Consider the following 16,744-nt stretch of genomic DNA (forward strand, 5'->3'; position numbering starts at 1 on the left):
CCGGGACGGACCGGCGGGGAGCCCGGCTGTAGCATCCTGTTCAACCTTCACCCTCAGGACACATAGACTCCCTGCCGATGGACATACAGGTCGCCGACACGTTGCTGGGCTCGCTGCTCGACGGGCGCTACCGCATTCGCGGCCGCGTGGCCCGTGGCGGCATGGCGACCGTGTACACCGCCACCGACGAGCGCCTGGAGCGTACCGTCGCGGTGAAGATCATCCACCCGTCCCAGGCCGCCGAGGCGCGGTCGCGGCTGGCGGGCTTTCCGGACCGGTTCACCGACGAGGCCAAGGCCATCGCCCGGCTGACCCACCCCAACGTGGTCGCCGTCTACGACCAGGGCACCCACCAGGGGCTGCCCTACCTGGTGATGGAGTACGTCCGGGGTCGCACCCTGCGTGAGGTGCTCGCCGAACGCCGCCGGCTGAACCCCGACGAGGCGCTTGCGATCATGGAGCAGATGCTCGCCGCGATCGCCGCCGCGCACCGGGCCGGACTGGTCCATCGTGATGTCAAGCCGGAGAACGTGCTGGTGGCCGAGGCGCCCACCGGCGGGGTCGCCAATCTGGTCGACAGCGTGGTCAAGGTCGCCGACTTCGGCCTGGCCCGCGCGGTGGAGGCCAGCGCCGAGGAGGGCGACGGCAACCAACTGATGGCGACCGTCGCGTACGTGGCACCGGAGCTGGTCACCGACGGACGCGCCGATCCCCGTACCGACGTCTACTCGGCCGGCATCGTGCTGTTCGAGATGCTCACCGGCCGGGTGCCGTACGACGGGGACCGCCCGGTCGACGTGGCCTGGCAGCACGTCGACCGGGACGTCCCGGCCCCGTCGGTCCTGGTGCCGGGCCTGCCCCGGGTGCTCGACGAGCTGGTCGCCCGGGCGACCCGACGGGACCCGGGCGCGCGTCCGGCCGACGCGGGCGCCCTGCTGGCCGAGGTGCAGGTGGCCCGGGACGACCTGGGCAACCCGAATGCGCACACCGCCGTGCTGGGTCGGGTGGCCGAGGAGTTGCCGGCGGTGGCCCAGCCGACGATGGTGGTCGCGGCGGTCACCCCGGTCACCCGGCCGACCTGGGCGCGGCTGCCCGAGCCGGCCGCCCCGCAGCGCCCGCACCGACGCCGGGCCACCGAGAGCGCCGGCCTGGGGTCCCGCCTGGCGGAGCTGCGTACCCGGGTGATGGGCACCCCGCGCGGCCGGCTGTCGGTGGCGGCGGCCGTGGTGGTGGTCGGCCTGCTCGCCGCGATGGGCGGCTGGTGGGTGGGGGTGGGCCGCTACACGGTCGCGCCGCAGCTGGTGAACCTCAGCCGGGCCGATGCGCAGGCGCAGGCGGACCGGGCGGGTTTCCAGCTCGACTTCGCCGCGCCGCGCTACGACGAGAAGATCCCCCGCGACGGGGTGGTCGCCCAGGACCCGGGTTCGGCCGCCAAGATCCTCAAGGGTGGCACCATCACGGTGACCCTCTCCCTCGGCCCGGAGCGGTTCCCGCTGCCGGACGTCGTCGGCAAGGAGTTCGGCCTGGCCGAGGCCGACCTGACCGGCGCGAAGCTGGTGGTCGCCAAGGGCAGCCCCCGCTATGACGACAACCTGCCGGCCGGGGTGGTGGTGGACACCAACCCGAAGGTGGGCACCGAGGTCAAGCCGGGCACGAAGGTGACCGTCATCCTCAGCCGGGGCCGCGCCCCGATCACCGTGCCCGACCTGGTCGGCAAGAGCCTCAACGACGCCCGGTCCGCGTTGTCCCAGCTCGGGCTGGTGGTGGCCGAGACAACCTACAAGGAGTCCGACAAGCCCCGCGACGAGGTCCTCGGGCAGAGCCCGGCCGACGGCGCGGGCGTGGAGAAGGGCACCAAGGTCAAACTGGAGGTCAGCAAGGGCCCGCCGCAGGTGACCGTCCCACGGGTCGTCGACCTGCCCTGCCAGCAGGCCAAGCAGCAGCTGGAGGGGGCCGGGTTCACGGTGAACGTCCAGTTCAACCCCAACGGCACCGTCCGGTTCCAGAACCCGGGCGAAAACTCGCAGGTGCCGCCGGGCACCCCGGTCACCCTGGGCTGCCTGTGAGCACCCGCCGGCCGGTCGGCTCGCACACCCCCACCTCTGGTGGGCTGGCCAGGGCCGCCCTGCCGTACGTGGACGCGGCCGGCTCCCAGGTGGTGCAGGTCTACGTCGCCAACTCGCGGGGCTGGGCGTTGCCGCCGGGCGACCCGGCTCAGGACGCACTGTTCGCCGAGGGTTGCGCCGCCCGGGGCGTGCCCGTCTACATCCACGCGTCGCTGCTGGTGAACCTCGGCTCGCCCACCCCGGCGACGGTGGAGAAGTCGACGCTGACGCTGGCGCACGCGTTGCGCCGGGGGCGGGCGATCGGTGCCCGGGGCGTGGTGTTCCACGCTGGTAGCGCGGTCGACGCCGGTTACGCCGAGACCGCCCTGCGGCAGGTACGCGAGTCGCTGCTGCCGCTGCTCGACGAGATCACGGCCGGCGGCGGTCCGCTGCTTCTGGTGGAGCCGAGCGCCGGTGGCGGCCGGTCACTGGCCTCCCGGGTGGAGCACCTCGGCCCGTATCTGGACGCGGTCGACCGGCATCCGGGGCTGGGCGTCTGCTTCGACACCTGCCACGCCTGGGCGGCCGGGCACGACCTGGCCGTGCCTGGCGGCATGACGGCGACCCTGGACACCCTGGTCGCCACCGTGGGGGCGGACCGGCTGAAGCTGATCCACGCCAACGACTCCAAGGACCTGTGCGGCTCCACCCGGGACCGGCACGAGAACATCGGCAAGGGCAACATCGGCGAGCCCGCCTTCGCCGAGCTGATGACCCACCCGGCGACCGCCGGCATCCCCGTCGTCGTGGAAACCCCCTCGGACAAGCACGAGGGCCACGCCACCGACATAGCCACCCTCACCCGCCTCCAAACCCCCTGACCCCTCCCCCGCACACCCTCCCACCCGCCGCCCCCCCGACTCGGCATCCCCCCGCTCGGCGTCCCCGGTGATCAAGAGGTTCGCGTCAAGTTTGATCTCCAGGCTGACGCAAACCTCTTGATCAACACCCGAAGGGGCGGAGGGGGCGGATGGAGGTTAGGGGGTTAGGAGGTGGGGGAGGATCTTGGTGGCGTGGTCGATGGCGGCGTCGTCGAGGTCGAGGTGGGTGACCAGGCGGGCGGTACGGGGGCCGAGCACCGACAGCAGCACCCCCTCGGCGCGGGCGGCGGCGGCCAGGGCCCGCGCGTCGAGCCGGTGCCCGGTCAGGTCCAACGGGACGATGTTGGTGCGTACCGGACCGGCGAGCACCCCGCACGGGGCGAGCGCCTCGGCGAGCCGGGCGGCGCGGGCGTGGTCGTCGGCGAGCCGGTCGAGATGGTGGGCCAGGGCGTACCGGCCGGCGGCGGCGAGCACCCCGACCTGCCGCATCCCGCCCCCCATCCGCTTGCGCAGGAACCGGGCCCGGTCGATCCGCTCGGCGCTGCCCACGACCAGCGAGCCGACCGGTGCGCCGAGGCCCTTGGACAGGCAGACCGACAGGGTGTCGAAGAGCGCGCCGTACTCGTGCAGCGGCACCCCGTCGGCGACGTGCGCGTGCCAGATCCGGGCGCCGTCGCAGTGCAGGGCGAGGCCGGCGGTGTCGGCGACCCGGCGCAGCTCCCGCAGGGTCGCCAGCGGGATCACCCCACCACCACCCCGGTTGTGGGTCTGCTCCACGGCGATGGCCCGGGTCGGCACCGCGAAGTAGCCGTCCGGCCGGATCATCGCCGCCACCACGCCCGGGTCGAGGTCCGCGCCGACGGCCGGCCAGGTCCGGGTGGAGATCGCACCGTACGCCGCCGCCGCGCCGACCTCGTACGTGACCACGTGCGCGTCGGCGTCGCAGAGCAGTTCGTCACCCGGTGCGACGACCAGTTGCAGGGCGATCTGGTTGGCCATCGAGCCGGTCGGGGCGAAGAGCGCCGCCTCGTGCCCGAAGAGCGCGGCGACCTCGGCCTCCAACGCGTTGACCGTCGGGTCCTCGGCGTAGACGTCGTCGCCGACCTCGGCGGCGGCCATCGCCTCGCGCATTCCGGCGGTGGGCCGGGTCACCGTGTCGGAGCGCAGGTCCACCACCGGGCCCGGGTCGCCGGGGCGGCCGGAACGCGCCGGGCCCGGCCCGCCCGTCGGGGCACCGGCGAGGTCGGCCGGATGGTCAGCCACGGAGCATCTCCGCGACCAGGAAGGCCAGCTCCAGCGACTGCTGGGTGTTCAGCCGGGGGTCGCAGGCGGTCTCGTACCGGCCGGGCAGGTCGAGGTCCTCGATGCCCTGGGCGCCGCCGAGGCACTCGGTGACGTCCTCACCGGTCAGCTCGACGTGGATGCCGCCGGGGTGGGTGTCCAGCCCTCGGTGCACCTCGAAGTAGCCGAGCACCTCGTCGACGATCCGGTCGAAGTGCCGGGTCTTGTAGCCGTTCGACGACTCGTGGGTGTTGCCGTGCATCGGGTCGCACTGCCACACCACCTTCGCCCCGGCGGCGGTGACCTTGGCGACGATCGGCGGCAGCGCGTCGCGGACCTTGTGGTTGCCCATCCGGCTGATCAGGGTGAGCCGGCCCGGGATGTTCTCCGGGTTGAGCTTCTCGCACAGCTCGATCGCCTCGTCCGGGGTGGTGGTCGGGCCGAGCTTCACCCCGATCGGGTTGGCGATGCGGGAGATGTAGTCGATGTGCGCGCCGTCGAGCTGCCGGGTCCGCTCGCCGACCCACAGGAAGTGCCCGGACAGCCCGTACGCCCGGCGGTCGGAGACCCGGGTGAGCGCCCGGTCGTACTCCAGGGCCAGCGCCTCGTGGGAGCAGTAGAGGGTGACGGTACGCAACGCGTCGTCCTCGGTCATCCCGCAGGCCCGGATGAACGCGATGGCCCGGTCGATCTCCCGGGCGATCGCCTCGTAGCGCTCCCCCGCCGGGGAGTTCTTCACGAAGCCCTTGTTCCAGTCGTGCACCGCGTGCAGGTCGGCCAGTCCGCCGGCCAGGTAGGCGCGCAGCATGTTCATCGCGGCGGCCGAGTTCGCGTACGCCCGGATCATGCGCTGCGGGTCGGCGACCCGGGCGGCCGGGTCGGCCTCCAGCGCGTTGATCATGTCGCCGCGGTAGGCGGGCAGGCCCCGGGCGTCGGTCGGCAGCGACCGGGGCTTGGTGTACTGGCCGGCGACCCGGGCCACCTTCACCACCGGCAGGGACGCGCCGTAGGTGAGCACGATCGCCATCTGGAGCAGGGTGCGGGCGTTGGCCAGCAGGTGGCTCTCGGTGTTGTCGGCGAAGGTCTCGGCGCAGTCACCGCCCTGGAGCAGGAACGCCTTGCCCTCGCAGACCAGGGCGAGCTTGCGCCGCAGCTGGTCGACCTCGTAGGGGGCGACCACCGACGGCACGGTGTCGAGCACCTTGCACACCTCGGCGACCTGGGCCGGGTCGGACCACGGCGGGGTCTGCTGACGGGGCAGTTCGCGCCACCGGTCGAGGCCGAGCGCGGCGTCCTCGGCCGAGTCGACGGTGGGGCGGCTGGTCTGCAGCCCGGGGCTGCTCACGGCGGGGTAGCTCAGCTGATGCCACTCATGGCGCATGGGAGAAAGCGTACGGCGACGGTCTGGACGCTGCGCCCCCGAGGGGCGGGGTTCCGGAAGGTGGGAGTCAGGGGGTGACCGACGGTGCCGGGGTGTGCCCGCCGGGTTCCTCGCCCGCGATGCACCAGTCCGCGCCGTCGCGGGTGACGGTGAACAGCAGCGGCCGGGTGGTCTTCTTCGACCCCACCGAAACGGTCACGGTGGTGCTGACCTCCTGGCCCTTGGCACCGGTCCGGATGTCGGTGATCGTCGTGGCGGGCACCGTGAAGTGGTCGGCGAAGTCACCGTTCGGCCCGGTTGCGGCGGCGTCGAAGCCCGCCTGCATCGTCGCGCAGAGCTGGTTGCGGCCGGCGGCAGGGTCCTTGGCCGCCATCGCGTCGAGGTACGCCTGCACCCGCTCGCGGGCCTTGGTGGCCGCCTCCTGGGCGGGGACCCGGGTGGGTCCGCCGTCGGCCTCGTCGTCCCCGCCGAGACCGCAGCCGAGCAGGGCGAACGGCAGCAGGGCCAGCGGTACGACGCCGGCGGTGCGGAACCTGCGGCCCATACGTCCTCCCCGGGTGCGGATGTCGACCGGCCCCTGGGGCGGTTGTCGACCGGATGCCGAGCGGCGAGTCTGCCACACCGCACCCGTGCGGTGGCAACCCGTCACGGCCGCGCCGCCCGAGCCGGCCGGCGTTTCGTCCGACGGGACCGCCCGACGCCGGAAGCTGACCACCCTACCCGGCACGGGCCGACCCGGACGGGCGTCGGACAGGCCCTGGCCGCAGCCGGGCGGGGAGGGACCGGTGGCCGGTCCCTCCCCGCGCGGGTGGTGCGTCGGGCGCTCGGCTCAGCCGAGGCCGCCCTTGATGGCGCCGATCAGCTCACCGTTGCTCGTGTCGCCGGAGAGTTCCCAGAAGAACGCGCCGCCGAGGCCCTGGTTCTTCGCGTAGGTCATCTTGCCGCCGATGGTGGCCGGGGTGTCGTAGCTCCACCAGTTGCTGCCGCACTTGGCGTACGCGGTGCCGGCGATGGTGCCGGTGGCCGGGCAGGTGTTCTTCAGCACCTTGTAGTCCTCGATGCCTGCCTCGTAGGTGCCGGGGGCCGCGCCGGTGGCGGTGCCGCCCGGGGCGGCCTGGGTCACCCCGGTCCAGCCCCGACCGTAGAAGCCGACGCCGAGCAGCAGCTTGTTGGCCGGTACGCCCTTGGACTTGAGCTTCTGGATCGCCGCGTCGGAGTTGAAGCCCTGCTGCGGGATCCCGGTGTACGAGGTGAGCGGCGAGTGCGGGGCGGTGGGGCCCTGGGCGTTGAACGCGCCGAAGTAGTCGTACGTCATCGGCATCAGCCAGTTGAGGTTGCCCACCGCACCGGCGTAGTCGGTGGCGTCGATCTTGCCGCCGTTGCTGCCGTCGGCGGTGATCGCGGCCGTGACCAGGGCCGACGAGCCGAACTTGGCCCGCAGCGCGGAGATCACGCTCTTGAACGCGTTCGGGCCGCTGCTGTCACAGCTCAGACCGCAGGCGTTGGGGTACTCCCAGTCGACGTCGATGCCGTCGAAGACGTCCGCCCAGCGCGGGTCCTCGACCAGGCTGTAGCAGCTGTCGGCGAACGCGGCCGGGTTCTGCGCGGCCTGGGTGAAGCCACCCGACCAGGTCCAGCCGCCGAAGGACCAGATCACCTTCAGGTGCGGGTACATCTTCTTGAGCTTGCGCAGCTGGTTGAAGCTGCCGCGCAGCGGCTGGTCCCAGGTGTCGGCGACGCCGTCGACGCTGTCCGCCGCCGTGTACGCCTTGTCGTAGTCGGCGTAGCTGTCCCCGATCGTGCACCGACCGCCGGTGGTGTTACCGAAGGCGTACAGGATGTGGGTGAGCTTGGCGGCGGAGCCGCTGGTGGCGATGTTCTTGACGTGGTAGTTGCGGCCGTAGACGCCCCACTCGGCGAAGTAGCCGACGACCTTCTTGTCCCCGCTGGGCGGGGTGGTCGTGGGTGGCGGGGTCGTCGGGGGCGGGGGCGTCGGCGGGGCGGTGGTGGGCGGGGCCGTGGTGGGCGGCGGGGTCGTCGGCGGCTTCGTGGTGGGCGGGGTGCCGCCGCCGCACGACGCGCCGTTGATCGTGCAGTTCAGCGGCGCCCTGTACGGCCCGGTGCCGTTGTAGCCCCAGCTGAAGCTGGCCCCCGGGGCGAGCGGCCCGGCCCAGCTCTTCTTCACCGCCACGTAGTGGTTGCCGCTGTTGGTGACGTCGGCGTCCCAGAAGCTGCTGATGGTGGTGCCGGACGGCAGGTCGAACTCGATGCGCCAGGTGCTGACGCTGGCACTGGAGCCGTTGGCGACGGTGACCCGCCCTTCGTGGCCGGTCCCCCAGTCCTGGGCCGAGGCGAATGTCGCGGTGACGCTTCCGGCGCCGAACGCCGAGGTCACCGGTACCGCCGCCACGGTCAGCGCCATGACGGCGCCGGCCCAGAGGGCGCGGCGGAGCGATCTCTTCATGAGGCGCCTCCTCAAACAGTTAGGAAACTTTCCAAATCGATGGGGAGACGCTACTCACACCGTCATCACTTCGTCAAGATGCGCATCCGTCGATTCATCACCGGCCCGGGGCGACGGGACGAGCAGCGGACCCGCCGGCGGGACGAGCAGCGAAGCGGGCGGCGGCCCGGGCGCTAACCTCGCCACATGACCGTCTTCGACATCGAGATCGACGCCCTGGCCGGTGGGCCGGCCGACCTGGCCGGCTACCGGGGCCGGGCACTGCTGGTGGTGAACGTGGCCTCCCGCTGCGGCCTCACCCCGCAGTACGCCGCCCTCCAGGCGCTGGCCACCGAGTACGCCGACCGCGGCCTGGTGGTGCTCGGCGTACCGTGCAACCAGTTCGCCGGGCAGGAACCCGGCACGGCCGCCGAGATCGGCGAATTCTGCCAGGTCAACTATCGCGTCACCTTCCCGCTGACCGAGAAGGTCGACGTCAACGGCCCGGCCCGGCACCCCCTCTACGCGGCGCTGGTCGACACTCCCGACGCCGAGGGGCACACCGGCGACGTCCGGTGGAACTTCGAGAAGTTCCTGGTCGCCCCGGACGGCACGGTCGCCGCCCGGTTCGCGCCGACCATCACGCCGGACTCGGCCGAGCTACGCGCCGCCGTCGAGAAGGTTCTCCCCGCCTGACAGCGCGTCCCCGCCTCTCCGGAGCCGGCCACCGACCCGACCCACCCGCAATGGTCGCGACGGTGGCCGGCTGAGCCACCCTCGGTCAGCGCACCCCCAGCTACCGAGCCCCGCCCACCGAGCCCCGCCCACGACGCGGACCGGCCGCGCCGGCACGAAGACCCCTTCCCGCCCTTTCGAGCTGACGACACCAACGAGTCACCCCTCGAACAGGGCCGGGTCGCTCCCCTGCGGACACGGCGAGTCACGTCCTTCCCTCGCCCGGGCACCCGGGGTGGTCAAGGGGTGCCGCTGGCCGAGGAAGGTGCGCCGGACCGACGGCGAGACCCACCCCCGCCCGGCAGCGCCGTCCGCCCCGGCCCCGGTGACGACACGCCACGTGATCCCCTACCGGGCACGACACCCCACCCGGCCCGGATGGCAGCCAGGGACCCGGGACCGAGCAGCGAGCCGGCAACGTCATCAGGCAATCAGGGACCCGGGACCGAGCAGCGAGTCGTCAACGTCATCAGCTCGAAAGCGCCCGCAACGACATCGGTAGGTGGGCCGGCGTCCGGCACTCGACCGGGCGGCCCACCCACGCTCGGAAGCCGACGCACCTGCACCCGGGGAGCAGACCGGAACAGGGACACCCGTGGACCCGACCCCGCCGGACAGGATGCCGCAGACCCACCCGACGGCCGTGACCGCGCCGACCCGGGCGGGGCGACGCGGTCACGGTGGAGCCAACGGGACGCGGTTCAGGTCAACCGGCGGCGGAGCGGAAGACCGGGTAGTAGCCGCCGGACTGCCCGGCCGCCGTCGGGTGGTACGAGACGCCGAGGTTGGCGAAGTTCAACGCGTGCAGCCACTTCTCGCCGTAGCTGCACAGCTGGTGACCGACGAAGATGGACCGTACGTCGGCGAACGTGAAGCCGGCCGAGGTGGCGGCGGTACGGGTGATGTCGTCGATCAGGTTGATGCCTTCGTTGATCTTCGCGCGGGAGTTCGCGCTGAGCCCCACGCAGACCGTGCCGAGCTGGTAGAAGACCGGGTAGCCGACGACCACCACCCGGGCCGACGGCGCACGCGACCTGATCCCGTTGTAGACGGTGGCGAGCTTGGCGGGCAGTTCCGCGCGGGCCTTGTTCTCGGCGGCCTGCACGGCCGCGACGCACTGGGTCTCCCCCTGGAGCACGCAGGTCGACATGATCGTGGTGAACCCGACGTCGTTGCCACCGATGGTGACGCTGACCAGGGTGGTGGTCGAGGTCAGCGCGGAGAGCTGGTTGTTGACCACGTCGGTGGTGGTCGCGCCGGAGCAGGCCACCGACTTGTACGAGGCCGGCTTGATGTTGGTGTTGTACAGCGCCGGATACGCGTTGCTGCTGCGCTGACAGGAGCCGCTCTCGGAGGTGTAGCTGCCGGCGCCGACACCGGAGGCGTACGAGTCGCCGAGGGCCACGTACCGGTCGGTGGGGGCGGCCTGGACGGGCACCGCCGCGCCGAGGGTCACGCCGATGGACGCCGCGAGACTCACGGCGAGGGTCACGAGTCGGGATCTCCGCACGTCGCACTCCTGGGGGTTAGGAAGTGGTGGTGGGAGATAGATATCACTCAATCATGTGTTTGGGGAAGGTTGTCGATGGGTAACAGGGGTGACTAGGGGTTCATCCGCACGTGACGTCGCCGTCGGACAGACGACCCGGCCGGGCCGACGTGGACGGTCGACATCGGGCGCACAACCCACCGGTCAGGTCGGGAATACGCACCCACGCCGGCCGGTTGGTCACCGGCATGACAACTGTGGGACTCATCGGCAGCGGCAACATCGGCAGCACCCTGGCCCGGCTGGCGGTCACCGCCGGACACGACGTGGTGCTCAGCAACTCACGCGGCCCGGAGACGCTCAAGGACCTGGTCGACGAGTTGGGCATACGGGCCCGGGCGGCCACCCCGGCCGAGGCGGCGGCAGCGGGCGACCTGGTGGTGGTCACCATCCCGCTGCGCGCCTACCGGGACGTGCCGGCCGCGCCGCTCGCCGGCAAGACCGTCATCGACACCAACAACTACTACCCGGAGCGCGACGACAGCTTCCCGGACCTGGACGACGAGTCGACCACCACCAGCGAGCTGCTCCAGCGGCACCTGCCGGAGTCGCAGGTGGTCAAGGCCTTCAACAACATCTACTTCAAGCACCTGCTCGCGCTGGCCCGCCCGGCGGGGGCCGCCGACCGCACCTCGCTGCCGGTAGCCGGGGACGACGCCGGGGCCAAGGCCGAGGTCACCGCGTTCATCGACTCCGTCGGGTACGACACCGTCGACGTGGGGCCGCTCGCCGAGGGCTGGCGGTTCCAGCGGGACACCGCCGCGTACGGCGTCTTCTACACCGCCGACCCGGCGGCCGGCTACGAACAGCCGGGCCTGCCGACCGACGCGCAGCGGCTGCGCGACGCCCTGGCCGCCGCCCGCCGCTACGCCGACGTCTGACCGGTACCACCACCGCACCGGCCGGGACGGCAGCCGCGAGGCCCGTCCCGGCCGGTGCGGCCGGCGGGCGGCCCGCCGTGGTCAGCGAGGAGCCTGCCACTCGTCGGCCAGCACCGCCCACACCTCCATGTCCACCCGGCCCGCCGGCCCCCGGGCGACCTGACGCAGGGTGCCCTCGTGCCGCATGCCGAGCCGCCGGGCCACCGCGATGCTGCGGACGTTGCCGACGCTGGTCCGCCACTCGACCCGGTGGATGCCGCGTTCCCGGATCGCCCAGTCCACGATCCGGGTCGCCGCCCGGGTCACCAGGCCCCGACCCTCGGCGGCCGGCTCCAGCCAGCAGCCCGCCTCCGCCACCCCCGTCGCCGTGCTGAACGACACGAACAGCACCCCGCCGACCAGGACGCCGTCGAGCCAGATCCCCCAGATGCCCCCGGCGTCGTCAGCCCACTTGTCGGCCGACCGACGCAGCACCCGGCGGGCCGCCTCCAGGTCGGTGGCCACGAAGGACGCACCCACCCACGGGGCGATGTGTGCCCGGGCCCGCTCCATGTGGGCCAGGAACTCCTCGGCCTGCCACGGTGCGAGCGGACGCAGCTCGGCGTCCCCGGTCAGCGGTAGTGCGAACATCCGTCAGTTCCTCCGGTATGCGACGGGCAGGCTCAGCCGCAGCGTGGGCCCGGGAGTGGGGACGAAGCCCAGCGACCGGTAGAGCGGCTCGCCGTCGGTCGAGGCCCGCAGGTCGACCTTGCCGACCCCGCGCTGCCGGTACCAGTCCAGCAACGCCTCCAGGCAGGCCCGGGCGTAGCCGCGCCGACGGTGCACCGGCTCGGTGGCCACGTTGAAGACGTACCCGGTCAGGCCGTCGGGGTTGCCGGGGCCGCCGAGACGCTGCTCGATGGTCCCGGTCGCGCAGGCCGCCAGGACGCCGGGCCGGGCCGGGTCGTCGACGACGAAGACCGCCATCAGGTCGGCCGGCTCGGCCAGCCGCCGGTGCAGCACCTCCCGGGACGCCTGCTGCCAGGGCCCCGGTGCCGGGTCCAACTGGTCGATGTCGGCCAGCATCACCCCACGCAGGCGAACGATCTCACCAGCGTCGGCGACCACGGCCCGTCGAACGTTGATCACGAACGGACGGTACCGGATGCCCCGGGCGGACCGCCGACCCGAACCGCGCCGACCCGGGACCGCCGACCGGAAACGACGGAGCCGGCCCGGAACCGCGCCGACCGGAAGGTGCCGGAACACGACGTCCGGCCAACTTGCGATCGGGTCCCGCTCACGGGACGCTGGGGGTCGGGACCGACACCACCTCGGAGGCGAGATGCCCCAGCTCCCCACCGTGCCGCGTCGGCTGCTCGCCGCCGCCGGCACGCTCCTGCTCGGCACCGCGCTGGCCACCGTCGGCATCGCGCCGGCCGGGGCGGCGGCCGGCGACGTCGGCTACGTCCGGCTCGCCCACCTCTCCCCCGACACCCCCGCCGTGGACGTCTACCTCTCCGCCCCCGGCAGCGCCGCACCGCAGGTCTTCCCCGCCGTCGGCTACGGCGTCGTCTCCCGCTACCTGCCCCTGGCCGTCGGCCGCTACGCGGTGGCGATGCGGCAGGCCGGCACCCCGGCCAGCGAACCCCCGGTGCTCACCACCGAGGTGGACCTCGGCGCGGGCGAGGCGTACACGGTGGCCGGGGTGGGCCGTTACGCCGACCTGGGCCTGCGGGTGCTCGCCGACGACCTCACCGCCCCGGCCCCCGGCCAGGCGAAGGTACGGGTCGTCCACGCCTCCGTGCGCGCCCCGGTGGTCGACGTGACGGCCGACGACGGGCCGACCATCGCCGACGCCGTCCGGTTCGCCACCACCACCAACTACCGGCAGGTCGAGCCGGGTCGTTGGCGGCTGCGCCTCGGCGGCGGCAGCGGCCCGAGCACCGACGCCGAGGTGACCCTCACCGGCGGGCGGGTCTACTCGCTGCTGGTGCTCGACGGCAAACGGGGCGGACTCACCACCGAGCTGCGCGAGGACGCCCGGGGCGGCGGGGTCGCCCCGGCCGGTGGCGTGCCGGCGGGAGCGGGAGGGCTGGCCGGGGACGGGCCCGGGGCGTACCCGATGGTGGCCGGCGGGGTGCTCGCGGGGGCCGTGGTGGTGGGGGCGACGGTGCTGGTGCGGCGACGGCGGCGACCGGTCTGGTGACCAGGCCCGGCTTTGCGATCCGCCGGCACCGCGCCCGCCGGACGCCGGCCGCCGCCCTGGTCGCGGCCGGGGCGGTGCTCTGCCTGGCCGCCGGCACCGGCGTCGGCCTGGCCACCGACACGCGCCTGACCGGCGACTCCGCCCGCCCGGCCGATCCGGCCGGCACCTGGCAGCCCGGCTGCGCGGCCGGTTGCGCCACCAGCGCCGGCACCCCCCGCGCCACCCCGACGCCGCCCACCCGGGTACGCGTGGCGCGGATCGGCGTCGACTCCCCACTCACCGCCCTCGGGCTGGACCGGGCCGGCACCCTGGTCCCCCCGGCGGACTTCACCCGGGCCGGCTGGTACGGCGGCGGCCCCGCGCCGGGCGACCCGGGACCGGCGGTGATCGCCGGGCACCTCGACTCGCGGCGCGGCCCGGCCGTCTTCGCCCGCCTCGGCGAACTGCGCCCCGGCGACCGGATCGAGGTGTGGCGGGGCGGACGACGGGTGCCGTTCCGGGTCACCGGCGCGCTGCGCACCCCGAAGGACGCCTTCCCCACCGCCACCGTGTACGGCCCGACGCCCGGCCCCGAGCTGCGCCTGATCACCTGCGGCGGCGACTTCGACCGACGGGTCGGCCACTACCGGGACAACGTGGTGGTCTTCGCCGTCGCCGACGCACCGGCCGACCCCCTCCCCCGCTCCGCCGCCGACTGACCCACCCGGCCACCCGCCGAGCTGGCCTGCCCCGGGTGTCGCGCGCGATCTTGGAGTTCTGGTGCCGATTTCGCGGTGACACACCCCTTTTGCAACCCACCACAACTCCATGATCGACGCGGAGGGGTGGGGGTGCGGGGTGGGGGTGGGGGGGTTAGCGGATGGGGCGGCGGCCGGCGAAGCCGCACTCGACGCGGTGGTACCAGCGGACGTCGGGGTCACCCTCCAGCCAGCACCAGAGCACCGCCCGGCCCTCGTGTTCGCCGGGGAAGTCGAGCAGCACCGGGGCGATCCCCTTGACCTGGATGTCGTGCGAGTTCAGGTCCTCCAGCACGCCGTGCAGCCGGGCCTCCAGGGCCTTGACCTCGGCCCGGCCGCCCAGCGCCGACATCCCCGGGCCGGCCAGGTCGGCCCGCAGCTCGGCCAGGTCGGCCCGGATGCCGATCAGCTCGTCGATGCGGGGATGCAGGGTGGCGACCAGGTACCGCGCCTGGGCGAGAGTGAACACGGGGCCAGTATGGGGCACCCGGGTGATCCGCACCGACCCGCCCGCCGGCTTCAGTACCCGTTCGGGCGGCGGGCCGAGATCCGCGGTGCCGTCGGCCCCCGCCCCGGACACGGCGAGCCCGGGTCAGTCGGCCTGGGCGGCGAGTTCGCGGGCACGGTCGCGGGCGGCTTCCAGCGCCGCCAGCAGCGCCGCGCGTACCCCGTGCTTCTCCAGCTCGCGGATGGCGGAGATGGTGGTGCCGGCCGGCGAGGTGACGGCCTCGCGGAGCTTGACCGGGTGTTCGCCGGAGTCGCGCAGCATCACGGCCGAACCGATCGCGGTCTGCACGATCAGCTCGTGCGCCACCTGCCGGGGCAGGCCGAGCAGGATGCCGGCGTCGATCATGGCTTCGACCAGCAGGTAGAAGTAGGCCGGGCCGGAGCCGGAGAGGGCGGTGACCGCGTCCTGCTGCGACTCGGGCACCCGCAGGGTCGCCCCGAGCGGGGCGAACATCTCCTCGGCCAGGGCCAGGTGTTCGCCGGTGGCGTGGGCGCCGGCCGAGATGGCGCTCATCGCCTGGTCGACCAGGGCCGGGGTGTTGGTCATCACCCGGACCACCGGGGTGCCCTCGGGCAGCCGGCGGCTGAAGAAGCTGGTGGGCAGCCCGGCGCAGAGCGAGACGACCAGCTTGTCGGCCGGCACCTTGGGGCCGATCTCGTCCAGCAGGACCCCCGCGTCCTGAGGTTTCACGGCGATCGCCAGCACCGCCGCCTCGGTCACGGCGGTCAGGTTGTCGACCACCCGTACGCCGTACCGGGTGGCCAACTCCTCGGCCCGGACGGGGCGGCGGGCGGTAGCCAGCAGGCGCTGCGCCGGCCACCCGGACCGTAGCAACCCGGAGAGCACCAGCTCGCCGATCTTTCCCGCCCCGATCACCGCGACGGTGTGTCTCGCCGACCCCATGTCACCCTTCCGTCCCGCTCGTCCGGTCCCGTGCCCCTTCCCCTCCGGCGCTGCCGAGGGGAAGGGGATGGGCTGCGATCAGCTGCCGAAGAAGACCTCGGCCTCGTCGTAGCGCTCGATCGGGACGGTCTTCAGCTCGCGGGTGGCCTCGGCCAGCGGCACCCGGACGATGTCCGTGCTCTGCATCGCGACCATCTTGCCCCAGTCACCCTCGTGCGCGGCGTCGATGGCCTGGAGGCCGAGCCGGGTGGCGAGCACCCGGTCGAACGCGGTCGGGGTGCCACCGCGCTGGATGTGCCCGAGCACGACGGTACGGGCCTCCTTGCCGGTCTTGGCCTCCAGCTGCTCGGCCAGCCACTGGCCGATGCCACCCAGCCGGACGTGCCCGAAGGCGTCCAGCTCCTGGTTGTGCAGGACCATCTGACCGTCCAGCGGCTGGGCGCCCTCGGCAACCACGACGATCGGGGCGTACTGGTGCTGGAAGCGCTTCTCGACGTAGCCGGCGACCTGGTCGACGTCGAACTTGCGCTCCGGCAGCAGGATCACGTTGGCGCCGCCGGCGAGGCCGGCGTGCAGGGCGATCCAACCGGCGTGCCGGCCCATCACCTCGACGACGAGGGTGCGGTGGTGGCTCTCCGCGGTGGTGTGCAGCCGGTCGATCGCCTCCATGGCGATGTTGACGGCGGTGTCGAAGCCGAAGGTGTAGTCGGTGGCGCCCAGGTCGTTGTCGATCGTCTTCGGTACGCCGACCACGTTGACGCCCAGCTCGTGCAGCTTGGTGGCGACGCCCAGGGTGTCCTCGCCGCCGATCGCGATCAGCGCGTCCACGCCCTGCCCGGCGAGGTTCTCCTTGATCCGCTCCACGCCGTTCTCGATCTTGAACGGGTTGGTGCGGGACGAGCCGAGGATGGTGCCGCCGCGCGGGAGGATGCCCCGCACCTCAGGAATGCCGAGCGGCTTGGACAGGCCCTCCAGCGGACCCTTCCACCCGTCCCGGAAACCCACGAACTCGTGACCGTAAGTAGCGACGCCCTTACGGACCACCGCTCGAATGACCGCGTTGAGACCTGGGCAGTCGCCGCCGCCGGTGAGCACGCCGATACGCATGATCTGCTCATCCTCCTGGAACGTCAGGTGAAGCCCGGATAAGCCCCAGGATATGTGTCCGCTCAGACCATCGGCGTCGTTGCCGGCCCGGGGCGGGCCGTCAGT

At 73.1% G+C, this 16,744-nt stretch carries 16 protein-coding genes; 6 read left to right on the forward strand and 10 right to left on the reverse strand.

What is annotated here, in order from left to right:
• Nucleotides 1-77: 77 nt before the first annotated feature.
• Both pknB and AB0B63_RS02990 read left to right on the forward strand, forming a co-directional pair.
• Nucleotides 78-2,066: a Stk1 family PASTA domain-containing Ser/Thr kinase gene (gene pknB / locus AB0B63_RS02985; protein ID WP_208568676.1), complete on the forward strand. Its 1,989-nt coding sequence runs from the start codon at nucleotides 78-80 to the stop codon at nucleotides 2,064-2,066.
• Nucleotides 2,063-2,926, forward strand: a complete 864-nt coding sequence (locus AB0B63_RS02990) for a deoxyribonuclease IV (protein ID WP_357014146.1) — start codon at nucleotides 2,063-2,065, stop codon at nucleotides 2,924-2,926. Before pknB ends, AB0B63_RS02990 begins: the two co-directional genes overlap by 4 nt.
• A gap of 156 nt (nucleotides 2,927-3,082) precedes the next feature.
• Here the strand turns inward: AB0B63_RS02990 and AB0B63_RS02995 are convergent, their stop codons facing one another.
• The 4 genes from AB0B63_RS02995 to AB0B63_RS03010 form a co-directional block, all read right to left on the reverse strand.
• A complete protein-coding gene (locus tag AB0B63_RS02995) occupies nucleotides 3,083-4,102 on the reverse strand; it encodes a GntG family PLP-dependent aldolase (protein ID WP_357014400.1) in 1,020 nt (339 codons plus the stop codon).
• 79 nt (nucleotides 4,103-4,181) lie between these two features.
• The gene (locus AB0B63_RS03000; RefSeq protein ID WP_208568678.1) at nucleotides 4,182-5,588 is read right to left on the reverse strand and encodes a class II 3-deoxy-7-phosphoheptulonate synthase; all 1,407 of its coding nucleotides are present in this window, start codon (nucleotides 5,586-5,588) and stop codon (nucleotides 4,182-4,184) included.
• A gap of 67 nt (nucleotides 5,589-5,655) precedes the next feature.
• The gene (locus AB0B63_RS03005; RefSeq protein ID WP_357014149.1) at nucleotides 5,656-6,132 is read right to left on the reverse strand and encodes a hypothetical protein; all 477 of its coding nucleotides are present in this window, start codon (nucleotides 6,130-6,132) and stop codon (nucleotides 5,656-5,658) included.
• Nucleotides 6,133-6,417: 285 nt separating this feature from the next.
• Nucleotides 6,418-8,052 carry a glycosyl hydrolase family 18 protein gene (locus tag AB0B63_RS03010; protein ID WP_357014151.1) on the reverse strand — a complete coding sequence of 545 codons (1,635 nt, stop codon included), beginning with the start codon at nucleotides 8,050-8,052 and terminating at the stop codon, nucleotides 6,418-6,420.
• A gap of 186 nt (nucleotides 8,053-8,238) precedes the next feature.
• Here AB0B63_RS03010 and AB0B63_RS03015 point away from each other — a divergent pair, with 186 nt between their 5' ends.
• Complete coding sequence (locus AB0B63_RS03015; protein ID WP_357014153.1) at nucleotides 8,239-8,727, forward strand: glutathione peroxidase; 489 nt, start codon at nucleotides 8,239-8,241, stop codon at nucleotides 8,725-8,727.
• A 745-nt stretch (nucleotides 8,728-9,472) separates the two neighbouring features.
• On the opposite strand, the gene AB0B63_RS03020 is transcribed toward AB0B63_RS03015, so the two are convergent.
• Nucleotides 9,473-10,276, reverse strand: coding sequence for an SGNH/GDSL hydrolase family protein (locus tag AB0B63_RS03020; RefSeq protein ID WP_208568682.1), 804 nt, complete (start codon nucleotides 10,274-10,276; stop codon nucleotides 9,473-9,475).
• Nucleotides 10,277-10,503: 227 nt separating this feature from the next.
• On the opposite strand from AB0B63_RS03020, the gene AB0B63_RS03025 reads away from it, so the two are divergent.
• Nucleotides 10,504-11,196, forward strand: coding sequence for an NADPH-dependent F420 reductase (locus AB0B63_RS03025; RefSeq protein WP_357014156.1), 693 nt, complete (start codon nucleotides 10,504-10,506; stop codon nucleotides 11,194-11,196).
• A gap of 81 nt (nucleotides 11,197-11,277) precedes the next feature.
• Here the strand turns inward: AB0B63_RS03025 and AB0B63_RS03030 are convergent, their stop codons facing one another.
• Both AB0B63_RS03030 and AB0B63_RS03035 read right to left on the reverse strand, forming a co-directional pair.
• On the reverse strand, nucleotides 11,278-11,826 hold the full coding sequence (locus tag AB0B63_RS03030) for a GNAT family protein (RefSeq protein ID WP_357014159.1): 549 nt from the start codon (nucleotides 11,824-11,826) through the stop codon (nucleotides 11,278-11,280).
• 3 nt (nucleotides 11,827-11,829) lie between these two features.
• Nucleotides 11,830-12,324, reverse strand: coding sequence for a GNAT family N-acetyltransferase (locus AB0B63_RS03035; protein ID WP_307799461.1), 495 nt, complete (start codon nucleotides 12,322-12,324; stop codon nucleotides 11,830-11,832).
• Nucleotides 12,325-12,520: 196 nt separating this feature from the next.
• On the opposite strand from AB0B63_RS03035, the gene AB0B63_RS03040 reads away from it, so the two are divergent.
• Nucleotides 12,521-13,384 carry a DUF4397 domain-containing protein gene (locus AB0B63_RS03040; RefSeq protein WP_208568685.1) on the forward strand — a complete coding sequence of 288 codons (864 nt, stop codon included), beginning with the start codon at nucleotides 12,521-12,523 and terminating at the stop codon, nucleotides 13,382-13,384.
• Nucleotides 13,381-14,082, forward strand: coding sequence for a class F sortase (locus AB0B63_RS03045; protein ID WP_357014162.1), 702 nt, complete (start codon nucleotides 13,381-13,383; stop codon nucleotides 14,080-14,082). Before AB0B63_RS03040 ends, AB0B63_RS03045 begins: the two co-directional genes overlap by 4 nt.
• Before the next feature lie 154 nt (nucleotides 14,083-14,236).
• On the opposite strand, the gene AB0B63_RS03050 is transcribed toward AB0B63_RS03045, so the two are convergent.
• The 3 genes from AB0B63_RS03050 to AB0B63_RS03060 all read right to left on the reverse strand — a co-directional run bounded on the left by AB0B63_RS03050 (nucleotide 14,237) and on the right by AB0B63_RS03060 (nucleotide 16,639).
• Nucleotides 14,237-14,590, reverse strand: coding sequence for a DUF2203 domain-containing protein (locus tag AB0B63_RS03050; RefSeq protein ID WP_208568686.1), 354 nt, complete (start codon nucleotides 14,588-14,590; stop codon nucleotides 14,237-14,239).
• Between the two features lie 123 nt (nucleotides 14,591-14,713).
• Nucleotides 14,714-15,532, reverse strand: a complete 819-nt coding sequence (gene proC / locus AB0B63_RS03055) for a pyrroline-5-carboxylate reductase (RefSeq protein WP_208568687.1) — start codon at nucleotides 15,530-15,532, stop codon at nucleotides 14,714-14,716.
• A 78-nt stretch (nucleotides 15,533-15,610) separates the two neighbouring features.
• Nucleotides 15,611-16,639 (reverse strand): 6-phosphofructokinase, encoded by a 1,029-nt coding sequence (locus AB0B63_RS03060; protein WP_208568688.1) that lies wholly within the window; start codon nucleotides 16,637-16,639, stop codon nucleotides 15,611-15,613.
• Nucleotides 16,640-16,744 lie beyond the last annotated feature (105 nt).

This window comes from Micromonospora sp. NPDC049081 (genome assembly GCF_040648835.1).
Classification (GTDB): Bacteria; Actinomycetota; Actinomycetes; order Mycobacteriales; family Micromonosporaceae; genus Micromonospora; species Micromonospora antibiotica.

Bases quoted from the DNA above. Each gene is read 5' to 3' on its own strand.
- pknB (WP_208568676.1), top strand. From the start codon at position 78: ATGGACATACAGGTCGCCGACACGTTGCTGGGCTCGCTGCTCGACGGG.
- proC (WP_208568687.1), bottom strand. From the start codon at position 15,532: ATGGGGTCGGCGAGACACACCGTCGCGGTGATCGGGGCGGGAAAGATC.
- AB0B63_RS03040 (WP_208568685.1), top strand. From the start codon at position 12,521: ATGCCCCAGCTCCCCACCGTGCCGCGTCGGCTGCTCGCCGCCGCCGGC.
- AB0B63_RS03030 (WP_357014159.1), bottom strand. From the start codon at position 11,826: ATGTTCGCACTACCGCTGACCGGGGACGCCGAGCTGCGTCCGCTCGCA.
- AB0B63_RS03025 (WP_357014156.1), top strand. From the start codon at position 10,504: ATGACAACTGTGGGACTCATCGGCAGCGGCAACATCGGCAGCACCCTG.
- AB0B63_RS03005 (WP_357014149.1), bottom strand. From the start codon at position 6,132: ATGGGCCGCAGGTTCCGCACCGCCGGCGTCGTACCGCTGGCCCTGCTG.
- AB0B63_RS03000 (WP_208568678.1), bottom strand. From the start codon at position 5,588: ATGCGCCATGAGTGGCATCAGCTGAGCTACCCCGCCGTGAGCAGCCCC.
- AB0B63_RS03060 (WP_208568688.1), bottom strand. From the start codon at position 16,639: ATGCGTATCGGCGTGCTCACCGGCGGCGGCGACTGCCCAGGTCTCAAC.
- AB0B63_RS03015 (WP_357014153.1), top strand. From the start codon at position 8,239: ATGACCGTCTTCGACATCGAGATCGACGCCCTGGCCGGTGGGCCGGCC.
- AB0B63_RS03010 (WP_357014151.1), bottom strand. From the start codon at position 8,052: ATGAAGAGATCGCTCCGCCGCGCCCTCTGGGCCGGCGCCGTCATGGCG.